Genomic DNA, 19,951 nt, shown 5'->3' with positions numbered 1-19,951 from the left:
CGCGGCGGGCCGGAAGGTCCGCCGCGTCCATCCATTGGGCTTGGGACCAGGCGATGCGATGTCCCGGCATCCCCTGCTCCGGGTCATTGGGGGCAGGACACTGTCACCGGCGAGGTTGGCACCACCGGCTGAAGATCTCAGGCCGCTGCCGCCTGGCGGCGCAGGATGAATTCCAGATCGCGCACCCGGCCGACCGGAAATTCGTAGGTGCCGACCTTTCCGAACCCGTGCCGCGCATAGAACCGCTGCGCCCCGAGGTTCTCCGACCACACCCCGACCCACAGCGTGCGCGGGCCGTCGCGCAGCAGCCAGCGTTCGGCCGCGTCGAACAGGCGCCCGCCCCAACCGCCGTTCTGATGCGAGGCCAGCACGTACAGGCGCTTCAGTTCGCCATCGCCCGGCCGCACGTCGGCGTGCGGCAAGCCGCACGGCCCGGCCGCGGCGTGACCCACGACCAGGCCATCGTCCTCCAGCAGCCACACCGCATAGCCCGGGTGCGACAGGATCACCGCCTGCTTCTCTACCGCATAGGCATCGCGCAGGAAGAGCGCCAGGTCCTCCGCCGGATACAGGTGGCCAAAGGTCTCGGTGAAGGTGCGCGCGGCCAGCTGCGAAAGTGTGGCGGCGTCATCTGCGGTAGCGCGGCGGATGGCGAGGGTCATGGGGGAGAAGGTGCCGTGCACGGATCGGCTCCGGTGACCGGGGACGAGAACCGATGGCCGCGGCGGCTTCAGCTCTTGCTTTCCGCCCTCACCTGGACATGCACCTCGGCCAGTTGCCCGTCCGGGATCGGCGAGGGCGCGCCGGTCATCAGGCACTGGGCGGTGGTGGTCTTCGGGAACGGAATCACGTCGCGGATCGACTCGGTGCCGGCCATCAGCGCGGCGATGCGGTCGATGCCGAAGGCGATGCCGCCGTGCGGCGGCGCGCCGTAGTTCAGCGCGTCGAGCAGGAAGCCGAACTTGGCCCGCGCTTCCTCCTCGCCGATGCCGAGCAGCTCGAACACCGCGCTCTGCATCTCCGGGCGGTGGATGCGGATCGAGCCGCCACCGATTTCATTCCCGTTGAGCACCATGTCGTAGCCGCGCGACACCGCGGTGCGCGCATTGGCGCGCAGGTCGGCGATGTCGTCCACCGCCGGCGCGGTGAACGGATGGTGCAGGGCCACGTAGCGCTGCGCCTCCTCGTCCCACTCGAACATCGGGAAGTCGGTGACCCAGAGCGGCTTCCAGCCGTCCTGCACCAGGCCGAAGTCCTTGCCGGCCTTCAGCCGCAGCGCGCCCATGAAGTCGGAGACCTTGTTGTAGCCGCCGGCGCCGAAGAACACGATGTCGCCGTTGCCGGCGCCCACGTGGGCGATGAGCGCGGCGAACGCGGCCTCGTCGAAGAACTTGGCAATCGGCGAACTGACCGCGCCGGCCTCGTCGATCTTGATGTAGGCCAGGCCCTTGGCGCCGTACTTGGCCGCGTGCGCGGCGTACTCGTCGATCTGCTTGCGCGACAGCGATGCACCACCGGGGATGCGCAGCGCGGCCACGCGGCCGTCCGGGTCGCCGGCGGCGGCGGAGAACACGGCGAAGCCGCTGTCCTTGACCAGGTCGGCCACGTCGACCAGTTCCAGGCCGATGCGCAGGTCCGGCTTGTCCGAGCCGTAGCGGCGCATCGCCTCGGCCCAGGTCATGCGCGGGAACTGCGCGTCCAGATCCACGTCCACCACTTCCCTGAACACCGCGCGGACCATCGCCTCCACGTAGTCCTGCACGTCGCGCTCGCGCACGAACGCGAACTCCATGTCCAGCTGGGTGAACTCCAGCTGGCGGTCGGCGCGCAGGGCCTCGTCGCGGAAGCAGCGCGCGATCTGGTAGTAGCGGTCGAAGCCGGCCACCATCAGGATCTGCTTGAACAGCTGCGGGCTCTGCGGCAGCGCGTAGAACTCGCCGGCGTGCATGCGCGCCGGGACCAGGAAGTCGCGCGCGCCCTCGGGCGTGGCCTTGGTCAGGATCGGGGTCTCGATGTCCTGGAAGCCGTCCGCGTCCAGGTGCCGGCGCAACGCCTGCACCAGCCGGATCCGGGTGCGCTGCATGCGCTGCATCTCCGGGCGGCGCAAGTCGAGATACCGGTACCTCAGGCGGGTTTCCTCGCCCGGGTTCTCGTGCGCGTGGAACGGCAGCGGCGCGGCCTTGCTGAGCACGGTGATGCGGGTGGCGATCACCTCGACCTTGCCGGTCGGGATCTTCTCGTTGACCGCCTGGCGCGCGCGGACCACGCCCTCGACCTGCAGCACGTCCTCGTAACCCAGCGATGCGGCCACCGCGAACACCTCGGCATTCGTGCTTCCCGGAGAGCCGGGCTCGACCGTGACCTGGACGATGCCCTCGTGGTCGCGCAGGTCGACGAAGCAGACGCCGCCGAGATTGCGGGCCACGTCGGTCCAGCCGGCGAGGGTGATGGTCTGGCCGATCAGGGTCTCGTCGACCAGGCCGCAGTAGTGGGTACGCATGGAAACTCCGCAAGGATCGCACCGCCCGGGGCCCGGGCGGACAGCCGCGAATTTTAACCCGCTGCCACCGCGCTGCGGCGCGGCGACGGCACCCTGCGACCCTCCCGCCGCGCCCCTCGCGGCGGTCGCGCGAACATCCCGTTCAGGAAGGAAAAGGCAGGTTTGCGCCCGGACCCACGACGGCGGAGGCGGCTCTTGATGGCGGATCGGCGGCAGGAAGGCACCCGCACGGCGGGACTCGACCACGCGCGCGGAAGCGGCACGGCATGAGCCTGCCCGCGCTGCTGCTCCCGCCCAGCCTGCTCCTGCTGCTGGCGCTGCTGCTGGCCTCCCGGCGCTGGGCATGGGCCAAGGCCGCGCTGCTGAGCGCGCTGCTGCTGGCGCTGAGCGCCTGGTGGCTGATCGACCAGCTCAGCGGCGACGGCTTCAACGCCGCCACCGTCTACCACCTGCGCAGCGGCATGGACGGCGCCGGGATCGGCGACTTCGCCCGGCCGATCCTGGGGTTCCTCGTCCTCGCCCTGCTCTCGCTGTCGCCGTTGCTGCTGGTGCGCCGGTGCCGCGAACACCGGCGCGGCGGCGTGGCGTTCGCCGGCTTCATGGCCGCATTCGCCGCCGCGGTGCTGAGCAGTCCGCTGACCGGCGACGCGCTGCGCCTGTACCAGCAATCGCGCCCGGTCGACAGCGACCAGGTCGCGTCCGAATACACGGTGCCGGACAAGCCGCTGCGGCAGCGCAGGAACATCGTCTGGATCTACGGCGAGAGCCTGGAGCGCACCTACCTGGACCCGCGGGCCTTCCCCGGCCTGATGCCGAACCTGGCGCGGCTGGCCGGCGAGGGCCTGGACTTCCGCGGCGTCGCCTCGGCCGAAGGCAGCGGCTGGACCATCGCCGGGCTGGTGTCTTCGCTATGCGGCGTGCCGCTGACCACCGCGCGCGGCGACGAGAACAGCATGGGCCGGATGGACGACTTCCTGCCCGGCGCGCACTGCCTGAGCGACTACCTCAAGCAGCAGGGCTACGCGCTGCATTTCAGCGGCGGTGCCGACGCCGCTTTCGCCGCCAAGGGCAAATTCCTCGCCAGCCACGGCTTCGACACGGTCAAGGAACAGCGCTACTACCGCGAACGCGGCGTGGCCAGGAAGCATTTCTCCAACTGGGGCCTGCACGACGACGTGCTGCTCGACGACGTGTTCGACGACTTCATGCAACTGTCCGCCGCCGGGCGGCCGTTCATGCTGACTGCGCTGACGATGGACACCCACCACCCGGCCGGGCACCTGCCGGTGGCCTGCCGCGGCATCCGCTACGACAGCGAGTACGGCGACATCGGCCTGCTGCGCGCGCTGGCCTGCAGCGACCGGCTGATCTCGCGCCTGGTAGAGCGGATCCGCGCCAGCCCGCATGCCGACGACACGCTGATCGTGGTCGCCTCCGACCACCTGGCCATGCCCAACGACCTCAACCACGTGCTGGCCCGCCTGCCGCGCGAGAACCTGCTGCTGTACCTCGGCAGCGGCCTGCCGCCGCAGCAGGTGGCCAGCGCCGGCACCACCCTGGATTCGGGCGCGACCCTGCTGCAGCTGCTCGACCCCGACCTGGGCGAGCTCGGCTTCGGCCGCTCGCTGCTGGCGCCGCCGCCGCGGCCCTCGGCCAGCGCCGCACTGGCCGGGGACGGCACGCGCTTTCCACTGTACCTGGGCTTCGCCCGGCAACTGTGGACCGGCACCGAGACCCGCACCCTGCGCATCGACGACGACCGGGTCGTGGCCGGTGTGCAGCGGATCCGGCCGCCGGTGATGCTCGAGTACGACAGCGGCTGGAACATCACCTCGATCGTGCTGGAGGACGCGCCGCGCCAGTTCGCCAACCGCGACCCGGACAACATCCTGGCCTACGTCGACCGCTGCACCGCGTTCATCGACGATCCGTCCAACGGCGAGTGGTGCGCGCTGGTGGTGGACCGCAGCAACGGCGTCAAGCTGTACCCGGACTGGCAGCTGCAGCAGGGCATCCAGGTCGACGCGCCGCTGGAAGCCAGCGCCGACGCGCGGCCGCGGCCGCGCCGCGCGCTGACCCTCAGCCGGCAGACGCGGCCGATCGCCCCGGGCCAGTACCAGGTGCGGCTGCGCACCCGCGGCCTGCCCGGCCAGTCGTTCTGGGTGGACGCAGTCTCCGACGACGGCAAGGTGGTCCGCGCCCGCGAATGGGTCCAGGTCGGACCGGGCGGGCAGATCCGCCTGCCGCTGTGGCTGGATTCGCCGGTGGATCAGCTGGTGATCCGCGCCTGGCTGGACTACACCGAGGTGATGGAAGTGGAGCGGATCGCGCTGGTGCCCGCGCCGGAAGACATCCCCTCCTGAGGCCGGCCGCACCGGCGAACGCCACGCACGGGGCATCGGCACCCGGCGGACGCGGAGGGCTGGCGCCGGCGGCGGCGAACGCGGGAAGCGGTGTGCGGCGGCGGTGGGTCGGCATTAAGCCCGCCCGTGGATAAATTCGCCCAACCACTACGATCCGCGTGGCGCCTGCCAAGGAGATGGTCATGATCCGTTCCCTGTCCGCCGCGTGCCTGGCCCTGGGCCTGGCGTTCGTGGCCGCCGCCCTGCCCATCCCCGCCGCCGCCCAGTCCGCCGCCGCGTACGCGCCGGAGAACCTGCGCCAGCTGTCGCTGCCGGACCGGGTCCGGGTGATCGAGCGCGAGTACGCCGACCAGTCCCGCGGCCGCCCGATCCCGGATGACCAGCTGGAGTTCTACCTGGCCCAGATCGACTCCGGCTGGGGCTTCAGCCGGATCAGGCAGGACATCGCGACCTCGCTGCGCAGCGGCGGCGGCCTGCGGCCCGGGGGCGGCGGCTGGACCGGCTCGAACTGGAGCGGCCAGACCCTGATCTGCTCCAGCAACGACCGCCGCCGGCGCGAATGCCGCACCCCGTTCAATGGCCGCCCGGTGCTGGTGGAGAACATCTCAGGCACCCGCTGCGTGGAGGGCGTCAACTTCGGCGGCGGTGGCGGGGCGATGTGGGTGGACCAGGGCTGCCGCGGGCGCTTCGCGGAGGGTCGCGGCGGCTGGCAGGGCGGCAGCGGCCAGACCGTGCGCTGCGAGAGCCAGAACAACCGCGAGCGGACCTGCGGCACGAATTTCCGCGGTCGCATCGTGCTGGTCCGGCAGCTGTCCAGCAGCCGCTGTGTCGAAGGCCAGAGCTGGGGCCAGCGCGGCAGCTCGATCTGGGTGCGCAACGGCTGCCGCGGCGAGTTCGCCGAGGGTCGCGGCGGCGGCTGGGGCGGATCGAACCCGGGCTATACGGTGACCTGCAGCAGCGAGAACAACCGCCACCGCAACTGCGCCTGGGACCGCCGCCAGGGCCGCCCGGTGGTGGTCGAGAACCTCTCCGGCACCCGCTGCCAGGAAGGCCGCAACTGGGGCTGGGACGGTGGCAACACGATCTGGGTCAACGGCGGCTGCCGCGCCCGCTTCGGCGCGCGCTGACGCCCCTTGTAGGAGCTGACTTCAGTCGGCGACACGGGCGTCAGAATCATGAGGGTGTCGCCTGGGCCGACGGCGCCGCGTCGCCGGCTGAACCCGGCTCCTACACAGGAGCAACCGCGCGACCCTGGCGCTCCCCGGCGCCCCTGCCCTCCTTGTAGGAGCTGACTTCAGTCGGCGACACGAGCGTCGGAATCACGAGGGCGTCGCCTGGGCCGACGACGTCGCGTCGCCGGCTGAACCCGGCTCCTACACAGGAGCAACCGCGCGACCCTGGCGCTCCCTGGCGCCTCTGCTCTCCTTGTAGGAGCTGACTTCAGTCGGCGACACGAGCGTCGAAATCATGAGGGTGTCGCCTGGGCCAACAGCGTCGCGTCGCCGGCTGAACCCGGCTCCTACACAGGAGCAACCGCGCAACCCTCGCGCTCCCCGGCGCCCCTGCTCTCCTTGTAGGAGCTGACTTCAGTCGGCGACACGGGCGTCGGAATCAAGGGGGCGTCGCCTGGGCCGACAGCGCCGCGTCGCCGGCTGAACCCGGCTCCTACACAGGAGCAACCGCGCAACCCTGGCGCTCCCCGGCGCCCCTGCTCTCCTTGTAGGAGCTGACTTCAGTCGGCGACACGGGCGTCGGAATCACGAGGGCGTCGCCTGGGCCGACGGCGCCGCGTCGCCGGCTGAACCCGGCTCCTACACAGGAGCAACCGCGCGACCCTTGCGCTCCCCGGCGCCCCTGCTCTCCTTGTAGGAGCTGACTTCAGTCGGCGACACGGGCGTCGGGATCACGGGGGCGTCGCCTGGGCCGACGGCGTCGAGTCGCGGGCAAGCCCGGCTCCTACAGAGCGCGAGGCGGCTCAGCCGCCTTCCGCGCCCCACGGCGCCGGCGGCAGCGGTACCGGCGTGGCCAGGTCGAACTCGACCTGGAACAGCCGCCCGTCCGGGCGCGCCAGTTCGTACAGGAAGCGCTGGCCCGGCTCGATCTCCATCGCCCAGGTGTTGACCACCGAGGCATTCAGCCCCTCGCGCTCGAACGTCGCCACCGACTCGGCATCCACCGGGAATTCCTGGCGCTGCGCGGTGCCGGCGGCGGCCGTGTCGCCGCCATACATCGTCACCGCATCGGGACTGCCGTCCTCGTGGCGGTGGTCGTGCTTCAGGCGCAGGCCGGTAGCGGTGCGGGTCAGCACCCAGGTGCGCGAATGGTCGTCGCCGACGTGGAACGGGATGCGGATCTCGTCCGCCGGCGTATCGCAGCCGCGCACGTGCATGACCAGCGCCTTGCCCTCGAACGGGTCCGGGGTGGTGGAGGCGGGACGGTTGGCGAGGATGCGCCCGGCGTAGGCCTGCCCGCAGTGGCCGGCGATGGCGGCCAGGAAGGCATCGGCCGGCGCCGGTGCGGCGGCGGGATCGGGGTCGGTGGTGACGGGGACCGGGTCGCCGGCGGGCGTGCAGGCGGCCAGGAACAGGAGGGGGATCAGGCGCAGGGCATGGATAGTCATGCCTGCACCGTACCCGCCGCACGCGGCGGACGGCAAGCGCCCGCGGTCGGCGCGACCTGCGGTTTCAGGCCGCGGGCGTGGCCGGCTTGGCTGCCGGCGTACTGGTTTCGGACTTGGCTTCGCTCTTGGCCGGGGCGGCGGCCGGGGCAGCGGCCGGAGTCGCGCCCGCGTCCGGAGCAGCCTTGGCCGCGCCCTCGCCGCCGTCGGCCAGGTTGCGCTTGCGGTCGCCGTCCTTCTTGAAGTCGGTCTCGTACCAGCCGCTGCCGGCCAGGCGGAACGACGGCGCGGTCAGCTGGCGGCGGACGCCGCCGGCCGCCCCGCACGACGGGCAGGTCTCGGGGTCGGCATCGGAGAGCTTCTGCAGGCGGTCGAAACTGTGGCCGCAGTCGGCGCACTGGAAGGCGTAGATCGGCATGGCAGGGTGGGGTCGTTGGCAATCGGAGGGCCGCGACGGCGGCCGCGGATGAAGGCAAAGGCAGGGCAGGAGCAACCGCAGGAGCACTCCTCCCCACCCTCCCCTGCGCCTGCGGCGAAAGGGAGGGAGCGAAAAACACGAGAAGCCCGAGGGCTTCGTCGCGAATTTTAGGGCATCGCCCGCCGATTCAAGCCCAGGCGGCGTGCGGGCGCCTTGGTTGGCGGGCAAGGCGCGGACGGTTCAGTCCGCCTCCTCCAGCAGCCCCAGCCAGGCCTGTTCGGCCTGTTCCAGGCGCTGCGCGGCGGCCTCGCGCTCGCGGCCTAGCGTGGCCAGGCGACCGGGATCGGCCACGTGCCCGGAGTCGGCCAACCGGCGGTCCAGTTCGGCGACCTCGGCTTCCAGCTCGGCCACCCGCTTCTCGGCCGCGACCAGTTTCATCGGGTTGACGGGCTTTCTCGCTGTGGCCGGCTTCGCGGGCTCAGCCACCGCCGCGGCCACCGGCGTCGGCGCCGCCTCGGCCATGCGCTGCTTCGTCCCCTGCGCGGCCGGACGGCTGCGCAGCCAGGCCGCGTACTGGTCCAGGTCGCCGTCGAACGGCTCGACCGCGCCATCGGCCACGCGCCAGAAGCTGTCGCAGACCAGGCCGATCAGGTGGCGGTCGTGGCTGACCATCACGATCGCGCCGTCGAAGTCGGCCAGCGCCTCGGCCAGCGCCTCGCGCATCTCCAGGTCCAGGTGGTTGGTCGGCTCGTCCAGCAGCAGCACGTTGGGCTGCTGCCAGGCGATCAGCGCCAGTGCCAGGCGCGCGCGCTCGCCGCCGGAGAAGCCGTCGACGATCTCGAAGGCGCGGTCGCCCGGGAAGTTCCACTTGCCGAGGAAGTCGCGGAACGCCTGGGTGGGCGAATCCGGCGACAGTTCGCGGAAATGGTCGATCGGCGACTGGCCCTCGTGCAGCGATTCGACCGTGTGCTGGGCGAAGTAGCCGATGCGCAGGTCCGGGTGCGCACTGCGCTCGCCGGCCAGCACCGGCAGATCGCCGACCAGGGTCCGCACCAGGGTGGTCTTGCCGGCGCCGTTGGGACCGAGCAGGCCGATGCGGTCGCCGGCCTCCAGGCCGAAACCGACCTCATGCAGGATCACCGCGTCCTGGCCGTAGCCGGCCTCGACGTGGTTGAGCCGGATCAGCGAATGCGGCAGCCGCTGCGGCGGCGCGAACTCGATCCGGAACTCGCGCTCGGCGCGCACCGCCTCGGTGCCCGACAGCTTGGCCAGCCGCTTCATCCGCGACTGCGCCTGCTTGGCCTTGGACGCCTTGGCCTTGAAGCGGTCGATGAAGCTCTGCAGGTGGGCGCGCTCGGCCTGCTCCTTCTCGTGCGCGATCTGCTGCTGGCGCAGCTGCTCGGCGCGCTGGCGCTCGAAGTCGGTGTAGCCGCCCACATACAGCTTCGCGTTGCCGCCATGCAGGTGCAGGGTGTGGGTGGCGACGTTGTCCAGGAACTCGCGGTCGTGCGAGATCAGCAGCAGCGTGCCGGGGTACTTGAGCAGCCACTGCTCCAGCCAGTAGACCGCGTCCAGGTCCAGGTGGTTGGTCGGCTCGTCCAGCAGCAGCAGGTCCGAGGGCATCATCAGCGCGCGGGCCAGGTTCAGGCGCACGCGCCAGCCGCCGGAGAACGACGACACCGGCCGCGAGTGGGTCTCGGCCGGGAAGCCCAGGCCGTGCAGCAGGCGCCCGGCGCGGGCCTCGGCGTCGTAGCCGTTGAGCTCGGCCAGCTGCTGGTGGGCCGCGGCCACCGCCTCCCAGTCCTCGCGCGCGTTGGCCGCCGCTTCCTCGCGCAGCACCGTGGCGATCGCCTCGTCGCCGCCGAGCACGAAGTCCAGGGCCGGGTCCGGCAACGAGGGGGTTTCCTGCGCGACCGAGGCGATCCGCACCCTGCCGGGCAGGTCGACATCGCCCTTGTCAGCCTCCAGTTCACCGCGGATGGCGGCGAACAGGCTGGACTTGCCGGTGCCGTTGCGGCCGACCACGCCCACCCGGTAGCCGGCGTGCAGGGCCAGGTCGACATTGGACAGCAGCAGCCGCTCGCCGCGGCGCAGGGCGAAATTACGCAGGGAAATCATGGGGAAGGACACAGAAGGAGCGGTTATCAGCAGATGCCGATGCATGCTGCGACGCCATTCTACTGTTAACGAATACTTGACACTGCCCGTCGCACGATTCCTAACGGAAATTTGACAAATGACCGTCCCCGGGGTATCCCCGGGGTTGCTGCGACGCAACACCCACCTATGCCCGGCCCGATGCCGACCCCCGTCCACCCAGGAGTCGCTCCATGATCGCCAAGCCCCACCTGCTCGCCGTCGCCGTTTCCGCCGCACTGACCGCCACCCTGGCCGCGCCCGCCCAGGCGCAGACCGTCCCGCCCACCCCGACCGCCACGGTGCTCGATACGGTGATCGTCACCGGCACCCGGGTCACCGACCGGACCGTGGCCGAATCGGCCTCGCCGATCGACATCATCACCGGCGAGGCGCTGCAGGCCACCGGCACCACCGAGCTGGCGACGGCGCTGGCGCGGGCGATCCCCTCGCTGAACTTCCCGCGCCCGGCGATCAACGACGGCACCGACGCGGCGCGCCCGGCGCAGCTGCGCGGCCTGGCCCCGGACCACACCCTGGTGCTGGTCAACGGCAAGCGCTACCACCCCGGCGCCCTGGTCAACGTCAACGGCAGCCAGGGCCGCAGCTCCTCGCCGGTGGACCTGAACTCGATCCCGGTCGCGGCGATCGAGCGGGTGGAAGTGCTGCGCGATGGCGCCTCGGCACAGTACGGCTCCGACGCCATCGCCGGCGTGGTCAACATCGTGCTCAAGGGCGCCGACAGCGGCGGCCGGCTCAGCGCCAACTACGGCCAGTTCAGCGCCGGCGACGGCGCCCAGTACCAGCTGCAGGGCGATGTCGGGCTCAGGCTCGGCGCCGAAGGCAGCCTGCACCTGGCAGCGCAGACCGGCCACCAGGACCAGAGCGACCGCGCCCGCCCCTACATCGGCACGCCCAGTGCGACCAGCCCGCCGCTGGGCCGGGTGGTGCAGCGCCTGGGCGACCCGGAGATCGACAACCACTCGCTGGCCTACAACGCCGAATACCCGGTCGAGGACTACCTGAGCTTCTATTCCTTCGGCGTGTACACCAAGCGCGAGACGCTCTCCAACGGCTTCTTCCGCCCGGGCGGCGACAGCCGCAACATCCCGGCGATCTATCCGGACGGCTTCCTGCCGCAGATCTTCAACACCGCCGACGACATCAGCGTCACCGCCGGTTTCCACGCCACCACCGCCGGCGAGACCGACGTCGACTTCAGCTACACCTACGGCTCCAGCGAGCTGGCCTTCGACATCCGCAACACGCTCAACCGCAGCCTCGGCCCGACCTCGCCCACCGCGTTCTACGCCGGCCAGCTCGAGCTGGTCCAGCACGTGCTCAACCTGGACTTCAACAAGGCGCTGGACTGGGGCCTGGCCTACCCGGTCACCCTGTCCTACGGCGCGGAATGGCGTGGCGAGGAGTACACCATCAGCCCCGGCGAGCCCGGCTCCTGGATCAACGGCGGCGTGCTGCTGCCCGACGGCGCCCCGGCCCCCTCCGGCGCGCAGGTGTTCCCCGGCTTCCGCCCGTCCGACAGCGGCAGCTTCGACCGCCATTCGCTCTCCTACTACGTCGGCCTGGAGGGTGACGTCACCGAGCGGCTGAGCCTGGGCGTGGCCGCGCGCTACGAGGACTACAGCGACTTCGGCAGCGAGACCACCGGCAAGCTCAGCGCGCGCTACGCCTTCAGCGACGCGGTCGCGCTGCGCGCCACCGCTTCCACCGGCTTCCACGCGCCCTCGCTGCAGCAGCAGTACTACCAGACCACCTCGACCAACTTCATCGGCGGCATCCCGTTCGACCTGGTCACCTTCCGGGTGACCAACCCGGCCGGCATCGCCCTGGGCGCCGAGCCGCTGAAGGCCGAGACCTCCGAGAACTTCTCGCTGGGCCTGGTGCTGACCCCGGTCGAGAACCTGTACGTGACCATCGACGGCTACCACATCAAGGTCAAGGACCGGATCACCCTGTCGGAGAACCTGACCAGCACCGCGGTGCGGACCTGGCTCAACAACAACGGCTTCCCGGACGTGGCCGGCGGCCGCTACTTCACCAACGCGCTGGACACCACCACCCGCGGCGTGGACCTGGTCGGCACCTATACCTGGCAGCTGGCCGCCAGCAAGCTCGACTTCACCCTGGGCTACAACTACAACAAGACCGAGATCGACCGGGTCGCGCCGAACCCGCCGGCACTGGAGGCGATCGACCCGACCGCGCTGCGCTTCGGGCGGGTCGAGCTGGGCCGCTTCGAGGTCGGCTACCCGCGCGACAAGTTCCTGCTCAGCGGCGCTTGGGAGAACGACGCCTGGCGCCTGAGCGCGACCACCTCGCGCTACGGCGAGTTCACGATCCGCAACGCCAACCCCGCGCTCGACCAGACCTTCGATCCGAAGTGGCTGCTCGACCTGTCGGCGAGCTTCAGGACCGGCAGCTGGGAGTTCACCCTGGGCGGCGACAACGTGCTCAACGAGTACCCGGACGAGCTGATCTTCGCCAACTCCAACGCCGGCCAGTTGCCGTTCCCGACCCAGAACCCGTTCGGCTTCAACGGCGCCTACGTCTACCTGCGGGCCGACTACCGCTGGTGACGGCGGCGGCACAGGCGACACCCTCGTGGTCCCGACGCCCGTGTCGCCGACTGAAGTCAGCTCCTACAGGAGAGCGGCCGCGCTGCGGCTGTTGTAGGAGCCGGGTTCAGCCGGCGACCCGACGCCGTCGGCCCAGGCGACGCCCTCGTGGTCCCGACGCCCCTGTCGCCGACTGAAGTCAGCTCCTACAGGAGAGCGGCCGCGCCGTGGCTGTTGTAGGAGCCGGGTTCAGCCGGCGACCCGACGCCGCTGGCCCAGGCGACGCCCTCGTGGTCCAGACGCCCGTGTCGCCGACTGAAGTCAGCTCCTACAGGAGAGCGGCCGCGCTGCGGCTGTTGTAGGAGCCGGGTTCAGCCGGCGACCCGGCGCCGTCGGCCCAGGCGACGCCCCGTATTCCCGACGCCCGTGTCGCCAGCAAGCTGGGCTCCTGCAGGAGAGACGGAGCGAGGCTGCCACGGGACCCCGCGCCATCGCGCGCGCGGATGGCGCATCGCACCGCCGCGGCCCGTTTGCCGAAAACGCACCGTGTCGGTGAAACTGGCGGTTCCCCCGCCACCGCCGCCCCGATGCCCCACGACACCAGCCTGATCGACATCGTCGCGGTTGGCTTCGGCCTGGCCTTCGTGCTGGGCGCGATCGCCAACAAGCTGCGCCTGTCGCCGCTGGTGGGCTACCTGCTGGCCGGCGTGGCGGTCGGCCCGTTCACCCCCGGCTTCGTCGCCGACCAGGAGATCGCCAACCAGCTGTCCGAGATCGGCGTGATGCTGCTGATGTTCGGCGTCGGCCTGCACTTCTCGCTGGACGACCTGCTGGAGGTGAAGTGGATCGCCATCCCCGGCGCGGTGGTGCAGATCGCGGTGGCCACGCTGCTGGGCATGAGCCTGGCCTGGGCGATGGGCTGGCCGGCGCTGCACGGCTTCGTGTTCGGCCTGGCGCTGTCGGTGGCCAGTACCGTGGTGCTGCTGCGGGCGATGGAGGAACGGCGCCTGATCGACACCCAGCGCGGCCGCATCGCGGTGGGCTGGCTGATCGTCGAGGACCTGGTGATGGTGCTGGCGCTGGTGCTGCTGCCGGCGCTGGGCGGGATGCTGGCCGAAGGCGGCGCGCGCCCGGCCGATACCGGCGTCGGCGCGATCCTGGCCGAACTGGGCTGGACCCTGCTCAAGGTCAGCCTGTTCGTGGCGGTGATGCTGGTGGTCGGCCGCCGGGTGATCCCGTGGACCCTGGAGAAGGTCGCCGGGACCGGCTCGCGCGAGCTGTTCACCCTGTCGGTGCTGGCGATCGCGCTGGGCGTGGCGTTCGGCTCGGCGATGCTGTTCGGCGTGTCGTTCGCGCTGGGCGCGTTCTTCGCCGGCATGCTGCTCAACGAGTCCGAGCTCAGCCACAAGGCCGCCAACGACTCGCTGCCGCTGCGCGACGCGTTCGCGGTGCTGTTCTTCGTCTCGGTCGGCATGCTGTTCGACCCGCGCATCCTGATCCAGCAGCCCTGGCAGGTGCTGGCCACCCTGGCGATCATCCTGGTCGGCAAGTCGGTGGCGGCCTACTGGATCGTGCGCGCGTTCCGCCACCCGACCGACACCGCGCTGACCATCTCGGTGAGCCTGGCGCAGATCGGCGAGTTCTCCTTCATCCTGGCCGGGCTGGGCGTGGCGCTGCAGATCCTGCCGCCGGCCGGGCGCGACCTGATCCTGGCCGGCGCGCTGCTGTCGATCATCGCCAACCCGCTGCTGTTCGCCTGGCTCGACCGCCGCCAGGCGCGCCAGCAGGCGCAGGCGGCGGCGCCGGCGCCGCCGGAACCGCCGCCGGGCCCGGTGCTGGTGCCGGACAACCACGCCATCGTCATCGGCTACGGCCGGGTCGGCAGCGAGCTGGCCGGGGTGCTGCGCGAGCGCGGGGTCAACGTGCTGGTGATCGACAACGACAAGGACCACATCGAGCGCGCGCACGCCGCCGGCTTCCCCGGCATCCGCGGCAACGCCGCGGCCGACCGGGTGCTGGCCGAGGCGCACCCGGAGACGGCCAGCATCGCGATCCTGGCGATCCCGCAGCCGCTGGAGGCCGGCGAGGCGATCGCCAAGCTGCGCGTGCTCAACCCGGCGCTGCCGGTGCTGGCCCGCGCGCACAGCGACGCCGAGGTGCGCCACCTGCTCGCCCACGGCGCCGACGGCGCGGTGATGGCCGAGCGCGAACTGGCCTACTCGCTGGCCGAGATGGTGATGGCGACTCCGGCGTTCCGCTATGCGGGGCGCGAGTTGGCGGTGCCGCCGGTGTAGGAGCCGGGTTCAGCCGGCTGCACGACGCCGTCGGCACAGGCGACGCCCTCGTGGTTCCGATGCCCCTGTCGCCGACTGAAGTCAGCTCCTACAGAAAAGCGGCCGCGTGGCGGCTGTTGTAGGAGCCGGGTTCAGCCGGCGACACAACGCCATCGGCACAGGCGACGCCCTCGTGTTTCCGACGCCCCTGTCGCCGACTGAAGTCAGCTCCTACAGAAGAGCGGCCGCGCGGCGGCTGTTGTAGGAGCCGGGTTCAGCCGGCGACACGACGCCGTCGGCCCAGGCGACGCCCTCATGGTCCCGACGCTCGTGTCGCCGACTGAAGTCAGCTCCTACAGAAGGCGGGCGCGCCGTGGCTGTTGTAGGAGCCGGGTTCAGCCGGCGACACGACGCCGTCGGCACAGGCGACGCCCTCGTGGTTCCGACGCCCGTGTCGCCGGCTGAACCCGGCTCCTGCAGGAAGCACCCGCGTCCTTCACGGTGTCGTGCGCCGGTGGCGGCTTGACTGGCCGGCATGGACCTGAAAAGCGGCTATCCCTTCTGGGCGATCCGGGGCGGCCTGTCGGCGCCGCTGCCGCCATTGGCAGCCGACCTGGACTGCGACGTGGCCGTGATCGGCGGCGGCATCACCGGCGCGCTGATCGCCGACGAGCTGGCCGCGCACGGCCACGCGGTCGCGGTGCTGGAACAGCGCGACATTGGCTGGGGCAGCACCTCGGCCAGCACCGCGCTGCTGCAGTACGAGATCGACACCCACCTGGTCGACCTGGCCAAGCGCTACGGCGAGGCCGACGCGTCGCTGGCCTACCGCGCCTGCGTGGACGCGATCGACTGGCTGCGCGAGCGCGCGGACGGTCTCGACGGCGTGGCGTTCACGCCCTGCCGCAGCCTGTACTACGCCAGCCGCCGCTGGCACGTGCGCGGCATGCGCGAGGAGTTCGAGGCGCGCGCGCGCCACGGCATCGAAGTGGAGTGGTGGGAGCCGGACGACATCGAGGCCGGCTACGGCTTCCGCGCGCCGGCGGCGATCCTCAGCCGCCAGGCCGCCCAGGTCGATCCCTACCGCATGGCGCAGCGGCTGCTGCGCCGCCTGTACCGCAGCGGCGCGGCGGTCCACGACCACGAGCAGGTCGTCGACCTGCGGACGACCTCGCGGCGCGCGCTGCTGCGCACCGCCTCCGGGTTCCAGGTCCGCGCCGGGCACGTGGTGATCGCCTGCGGCTACGAGAGCCAGCGCTGGCTGCGCCAACGGGTCGCCCGCAACCGCAGCAGCTACGCGGTGGTCAGCGATCCGCTGCCGGCACAGGTGCTGGGCGAACTGCTCGGCAGCCTGGCCTGGGAGAGCGCGCGCCCGTACCTGTACCTGCGCACCACGCCGGACCGGCGCCTGCTGGTCGGCGGCGAGGACGACGATATCGACATCCCGGCGCGGCGCGACGCCAAGGTCATGTCCAAGGCGGTGAAGCTGCTGAAGCGGGCGCGCAAGCTGCTGCCGGAACTGCCGCTGCAACCGGCGTTCGCCTGGGCCGGCACCTTCGCCGAGACCGAGGACGGCCTGCCGTGGTTCGGCGCGCATCCGCAGTGGGGGCCGCGGGTGCTGTTCGCGATGGCCTACGGCGGCAACGGCATCACCTACTCGGCGCTGGGCGCGGACCTGCTGCGGGCGACGGTGGAGCGGCGCCTGCATCCGCTGGGGACGCTGTTCTCGTTCGCCCGCCTGTAGGAGCCGGGCTTGCCCGCGACCCGGCGTCGTTGGCCCAGGCGACGCCCTCGTGGTCCCGACGCCCGTGTCGCCGACTGAAGTCAGCTCCTACAGAAGGCGGACGCGCCGCGGCTGTTGTAGGAGCCGGGTTCAGCCGGCGACCCGACGCCGCTGGCCCAGGCGACGCCCTCGCATTCCCGACGCCCGTGTCGCCAGCAAGCTGGGGTCCTACAGAAGAGCCGACGCGGCGGTTGTAGGAGCCGGGCTTGCCCGCGACCCGACGCTACCGGCACAGGCGACACCCTCGTGGTTCCGACGCCCGTGTCGCCGACTGAAGTCAGCTCCTACAGAGAGCGTTAACGGCGCGGCTGTTGTAGGAGCCGGGTTCAGCCGGCGACACGACGCCGCTGGCCCAGGCAACGCCCTCATGATCCCGACGCCCGGGTCGCCAGCAAGCTGGGGTCCTACAGGGGAGGTGCGGGTCGCGGCACGTTCCGTGGGCAATGCACGTGGCAGTGCGCCTACAACGGATCACGGCGGATTCCTACCCGGGCTGACGCAGGCGGTTCAGCGCCATGCGCGGGCGCGACCGCTATCCTTGTCGCATGCAGCAACTCTCCGACCCGCCGCCGCGCATCGCCGATGCCCCGCACGACACCGCGCCGGCGGTGCTGCGCCGGGTGTTCGGCTACGACGCCTTCCGCGGCCAGCAGCAGGCCATCGTCGAACACGTGGCCGGCGGTGGCGACGCGCTGGTGCTGATGCCCACCGGCGGCGGCAAGTCGCTGTGCTACCAGATCCCCTCGCTGCTGCGCGCAGGCACCGGGCTGGTGGTCTCGCCGCTGATCGCGCTGATGCAGGACCAGGTCGAGGCGCTGCGCCAGCTAGGCGTGCGCGCGGCCTACCTCAACTCGACCCTGGATGCCGACGAAGCGCGCCAGGTCGAGCAGAGCCTGCTCGACGGCACCCTCGACCTGCTCTACGTCGCCCCCGAACGCCTGCTCACCCCGCGCTTCCTGTCGCTGCTGGACCGCAGCCGCATCGCCCTGTTCGCGATCGACGAGGCCCATTGCGTCTCGCAGTGGGGCCACGACTTCCGCCCCGAATACCGCGAACTGACCGTGCTGCACGAGCGCTGGCCGGAGGTGCCGCGGGTGGCCCTGACCGCCACCGCCGACCCGCCCACCCGGCGCGAGATCGCCGAGCGGCTGGCGCTGGAGGAGGCCGAATGCTTCCTCAGCTCGTTCGACCGGCCCAACATCCGCTACAGCGTCGCGCACAAGGACAACCCGCGCCGGCAGCTGCTCGACTTCCTCGCCGGGCACGCCGGCGAGTCGGGCATCGTCTACTGCCTGTCGCGGCGCAAGGTCGAGGAGACCGCCGAGTTCCTCGCCGGCCGCGGCATCGCCGCCCTGCCCTACCACGCCGGCCTGCCGGCGGACACGCGCGCGGAGAACCAGCGCCGCTTCCTGCGCGAGGACGGCATCGTGATGTGCGCGACCATCGCCTTCGGCATGGGCATCGACAAGCCCGACGTGCGCTTCGTCGCCCACCTGGACCTGCCCAAGTCGATCGAGGGCTACTACCAGGAGACCGGCCGCGCCGGCCGCGACGGCGAGCCGGCCGAAGCCTGGATGGGCTACGGCCTGGGCGACGTGGTCCTGCTGCGGCAGATGATCGAGCAGGGCGAAGCGGGCGAGGAACGCAAGCGGCTGGAGCGGCGCAAGCTCGACCAGCTGCTGGGCTACTGCGAGTCGGCGCAGTGCCGGCGGCAGGCGCTGCTGGCCGCGTTCGGCGAGCAGTACGTGCCTGTCGGCGCGGCGGACGCCTCGCCGGGGCAGGCCTGCGGCAACTGCGACAACTGCCTGCAGCCGGTACGCACCTGGGACGCGACCGAGGCCGTGCGCAAGGCGCTGAGCTGTGCCTACCGCACCGGCCAGCGCTTCGGCGCCGCGCACCTGATCGACGTGCTGCGTGGCGCCGACACCGAGAAGGTGCGCCAGTTCCGCCACCACGAGTTGTCCACCTACGGCATCGGTGCCGACCTGGACGCCGGTACCTGGCGCAGCGTGTTCCGCCAGCTGGTGGTGGCCGGGCTGCTGGAGGTGGATGCGGAAGGCCACGGCAGCCTGCGCCTGGGCACCGCCGCCCGGCCGGTGCTGCGCGGCGAACAGACCGTGCACCTGCGCGAGGAGCCGGCGCGCAAGGCCGGGCGCGGCCGTGGCGGCGAGCCGGGCGAGCGCCGCAGCGAGAGCACCCTGCACGTGGACGCCGGCGACCGCCCGCTGTTCGACGGCCTGCGCGCCTGGCGCGCGCGGGTGGCGCGCGAGCAGAACGTGCCGGCCTACGTGATCTTCCACGACCGCACCCTGCGCGACATCGCCCAGCTGCGCCCGGGCTCGGTCTCGGAACTGGCCCGGGTCGGCGGCGTGGGCGGCAGCAAGCTGGGCCGCTACGGCGAGGCGGTGCTCGAGGTCGTGCGCGAACAGGGATGAGTTGCCCGACCGGCCGCCCCCTCGGCCGGCCGGGCACCCCACCGCCCGGTCAGTGCCGTTTCGCCTCGCCGGCCTCGGCGTCGGCCGCGCCCGCGGACGGCTTCCCGGCCAGGTGCCGCTCGAACAGTTCGTTGGCGTTGCCCAGCGACATCAGGTGCGCATAGACCCAGCCCAGGTAGCCGGCCTTGTTGAGCGCCAGCACTTTCTTGTCGGCCAGCTTCAGGAACTTCTCCTCGTCGACCGCGACGAAGTCGCTGAGCACGAAGCTCTCGCCGCCGCTGTGGGCCAGGCGCAGGCTGCGCGGTGCCAGCAGGTCGAACTCGGCCAGCTTGGCCACGAACTGGCGGGTGCGTTCCATCTCGGCGGTGAAGCCGTGCAGGAAGCGGATCATCTCGTCCAGGTAGGCGCTGTTCTTGCCCTCGTCATCGAACAGGGCCTGGCCTTCCTGCTCGTTCCAGCCGGGGAACTCGCGGTCGAAGCAGACGGTGAAGTTCTCCTCGTCGCCCTGCGCCAGCACGAACGGATAGCGGCGCACGAACGCCGGCACGTAGGCGTTGCGCTGCCACTGCCCGGACTCGCCGACGAAGCCGTTGTGGCCGGCGGCCAGGCCGAGCAGCGCGATCGGCGAGGCGTTGGCGCCCTCGCCCACGAACAGGATCGGGTAGTGGCGCGCGGCCTGGAAGAACTCCACCCCGGCCAGCGGCACCAGGTGGGTCGAGGCGGCGAAGCGCGCGTCCTCGGCCTGGCGCAGCCGCAGCTGGCGGTGGGTGTCGCGGTTGAGCGCGGTGATCTGCCGGTACAGCAACAACTGGTTGGACATGGCGTGCGGTCTCCGTGTTTCCGATGGGGC

Annotated in this window: 11 protein-coding genes and 1 pseudogene; 6 read left to right on the top strand and 6 right to left on the bottom strand. The window is 71.5% G+C overall.

Translation table 11 applies throughout. From position 1 onward, the window contains the following. Positions 1–137 precede the first annotated feature (137 nt). Positions 138–662, bottom strand: coding sequence for a GNAT family N-acetyltransferase (locus WQ53_RS11705; protein ID WP_052632594.1), 525 nt, complete (start codon positions 660–662; stop codon positions 138–140). A gap of 68 nt (positions 663–730) precedes the next feature. Then, positions 731–2,500: an aspartate--tRNA ligase gene (aspS, locus tag WQ53_RS11700; RefSeq protein WP_052632592.1), complete on the bottom strand. Its 1,770-nt coding sequence runs from the start codon at positions 2,498–2,500 to the stop codon at positions 731–733. 266 nt (positions 2,501–2,766) lie between these two features. On the opposite strand from aspS, the gene WQ53_RS11695 reads away from it, so the two are divergent. Next, on the top strand, positions 2,767–4,863 hold the full coding sequence (locus tag WQ53_RS11695) for a phosphoglycerol transferase I (protein WP_052632589.1): 2,097 nt from the start codon (positions 2,767–2,769) through the stop codon (positions 4,861–4,863). Positions 4,864–5,372: 509 nt separating this feature from the next. After that, positions 5,373–5,990: pseudogene (locus tag WQ53_RS11690) on the top strand (DUF3011 domain-containing protein); the annotation flags it as partial. An 848-nt stretch (positions 5,991–6,838) separates the two neighbouring features. Here the strand turns inward: WQ53_RS11690 and WQ53_RS11685 are convergent. The 3 genes from WQ53_RS11685 to WQ53_RS11675 all read right to left on the bottom strand — a co-directional run bounded on the left by WQ53_RS11685 (position 6,839) and on the right by WQ53_RS11675 (position 10,016). Beyond that, on the bottom strand, positions 6,839–7,483 hold the full coding sequence (locus tag WQ53_RS11685; protein ID WP_052632586.1) for a hypothetical protein: 645 nt from the start codon (positions 7,481–7,483) through the stop codon (positions 6,839–6,841). 64 nt (positions 7,484–7,547) lie between these two features. Then, positions 7,548–7,898, bottom strand: a complete 351-nt coding sequence (locus tag WQ53_RS11680) for an FmdB family zinc ribbon protein (protein WP_052632584.1) — start codon at positions 7,896–7,898, stop codon at positions 7,548–7,550. 240 nt (positions 7,899–8,138) lie between these two features. Then, positions 8,139–10,016 carry an ABC-F family ATP-binding cassette domain-containing protein gene (locus WQ53_RS11675; protein ID WP_052632582.1) on the bottom strand — a complete coding sequence of 626 codons (1,878 nt, stop codon included), beginning with the start codon at positions 10,014–10,016 and terminating at the stop codon, positions 8,139–8,141. A gap of 212 nt (positions 10,017–10,228) precedes the next feature. Here WQ53_RS11675 and WQ53_RS11670 point away from each other — a divergent pair, with 212 nt between their 5' ends. The 4 genes from WQ53_RS11670 (at position 10,229) to recQ (ending at position 19,101) form a co-directional block, all read left to right on the top strand. After that, on the top strand, positions 10,229–12,631 hold the full coding sequence (locus tag WQ53_RS11670; RefSeq protein WP_052632580.1) for a TonB-dependent receptor plug domain-containing protein: 2,403 nt from the start codon (positions 10,229–10,231) through the stop codon (positions 12,629–12,631). Positions 12,632–13,197: 566 nt separating this feature from the next. Further along, positions 13,198–14,904 carry a YbaL family putative K(+) efflux transporter gene (gene ybaL / locus WQ53_RS11665; protein ID WP_052632578.1) on the top strand — a complete coding sequence of 569 codons (1,707 nt, stop codon included), beginning with the start codon at positions 13,198–13,200 and terminating at the stop codon, positions 14,902–14,904. Between the two features lie 514 nt (positions 14,905–15,418). After that, complete coding sequence (locus WQ53_RS11660; RefSeq protein ID WP_052632577.1) at positions 15,419–16,627, top strand: NAD(P)/FAD-dependent oxidoreductase; 1,209 nt, start codon at positions 15,419–15,421, stop codon at positions 16,625–16,627. Between the two features lie 614 nt (positions 16,628–17,241). After that, positions 17,242–19,101: a DNA helicase RecQ gene (gene recQ / locus WQ53_RS11655; protein WP_052634057.1), complete on the top strand. Its 1,860-nt coding sequence runs from the start codon at positions 17,242–17,244 to the stop codon at positions 19,099–19,101. A 49-nt stretch (positions 19,102–19,150) separates the two neighbouring features. On the opposite strand, the gene WQ53_RS11650 is transcribed toward recQ, so the two are convergent. Then, positions 19,151–19,921 (bottom strand): SapC family protein, encoded by a 771-nt coding sequence (locus tag WQ53_RS11650; protein ID WP_052632575.1) that lies wholly within the window; start codon positions 19,919–19,921, stop codon positions 19,151–19,153. Positions 19,922–19,951: the final 30 nt, after the last annotated feature.

Source organism: Pseudoxanthomonas suwonensis (assembly GCF_000972865.1).
GTDB lineage: Bacteria > Pseudomonadota > Gammaproteobacteria > Xanthomonadales > Xanthomonadaceae > Pseudoxanthomonas > Pseudoxanthomonas suwonensis_B.
Note: the sequence above shows the minus strand (reverse complement) of the source record. Positions and strands in the feature narration are given on the sequence as shown.

What these genes read in the sequence shown, in the direction of transcription:
- WQ53_RS11705 (WP_052632594.1), bottom strand. Translation starts at nt 662, where the DNA reads ATGACCCTCGCCATCCGCCGCGCTACCGCAGATGACGCCGCCACACTT.
- aspS (WP_052632592.1), bottom strand. Translation starts at nt 2,500, where the DNA reads ATGCGTACCCACTACTGCGGCCTGGTCGACGAGACCCTGATCGGCCAG.
- WQ53_RS11670 (WP_052632580.1), top strand. Translation starts at nt 10,229, where the DNA reads ATGATCGCCAAGCCCCACCTGCTCGCCGTCGCCGTTTCCGCCGCACTG.
- WQ53_RS11695 (WP_052632589.1), top strand. Translation starts at nt 2,767, where the DNA reads ATGAGCCTGCCCGCGCTGCTGCTCCCGCCCAGCCTGCTCCTGCTGCTG.
- WQ53_RS11650 (WP_052632575.1), bottom strand. Translation starts at nt 19,921, where the DNA reads ATGTCCAACCAGTTGTTGCTGTACCGGCAGATCACCGCGCTCAACCGC.
- WQ53_RS11680 (WP_052632584.1), bottom strand. Translation starts at nt 7,898, where the DNA reads ATGCCGATCTACGCCTTCCAGTGCGCCGACTGCGGCCACAGTTTCGAC.
- WQ53_RS11685 (WP_052632586.1), bottom strand. Translation starts at nt 7,483, where the DNA reads ATGACTATCCATGCCCTGCGCCTGATCCCCCTCCTGTTCCTGGCCGCC.
- WQ53_RS11675 (WP_052632582.1), bottom strand. Translation starts at nt 10,016, where the DNA reads ATGATTTCCCTGCGTAATTTCGCCCTGCGCCGCGGCGAGCGGCTGCTG.
- ybaL (WP_052632578.1), top strand. Translation starts at nt 13,198, where the DNA reads ATGCCCCACGACACCAGCCTGATCGACATCGTCGCGGTTGGCTTCGGC.
- WQ53_RS11660 (WP_052632577.1), top strand. Translation starts at nt 15,419, where the DNA reads ATGGACCTGAAAAGCGGCTATCCCTTCTGGGCGATCCGGGGCGGCCTG.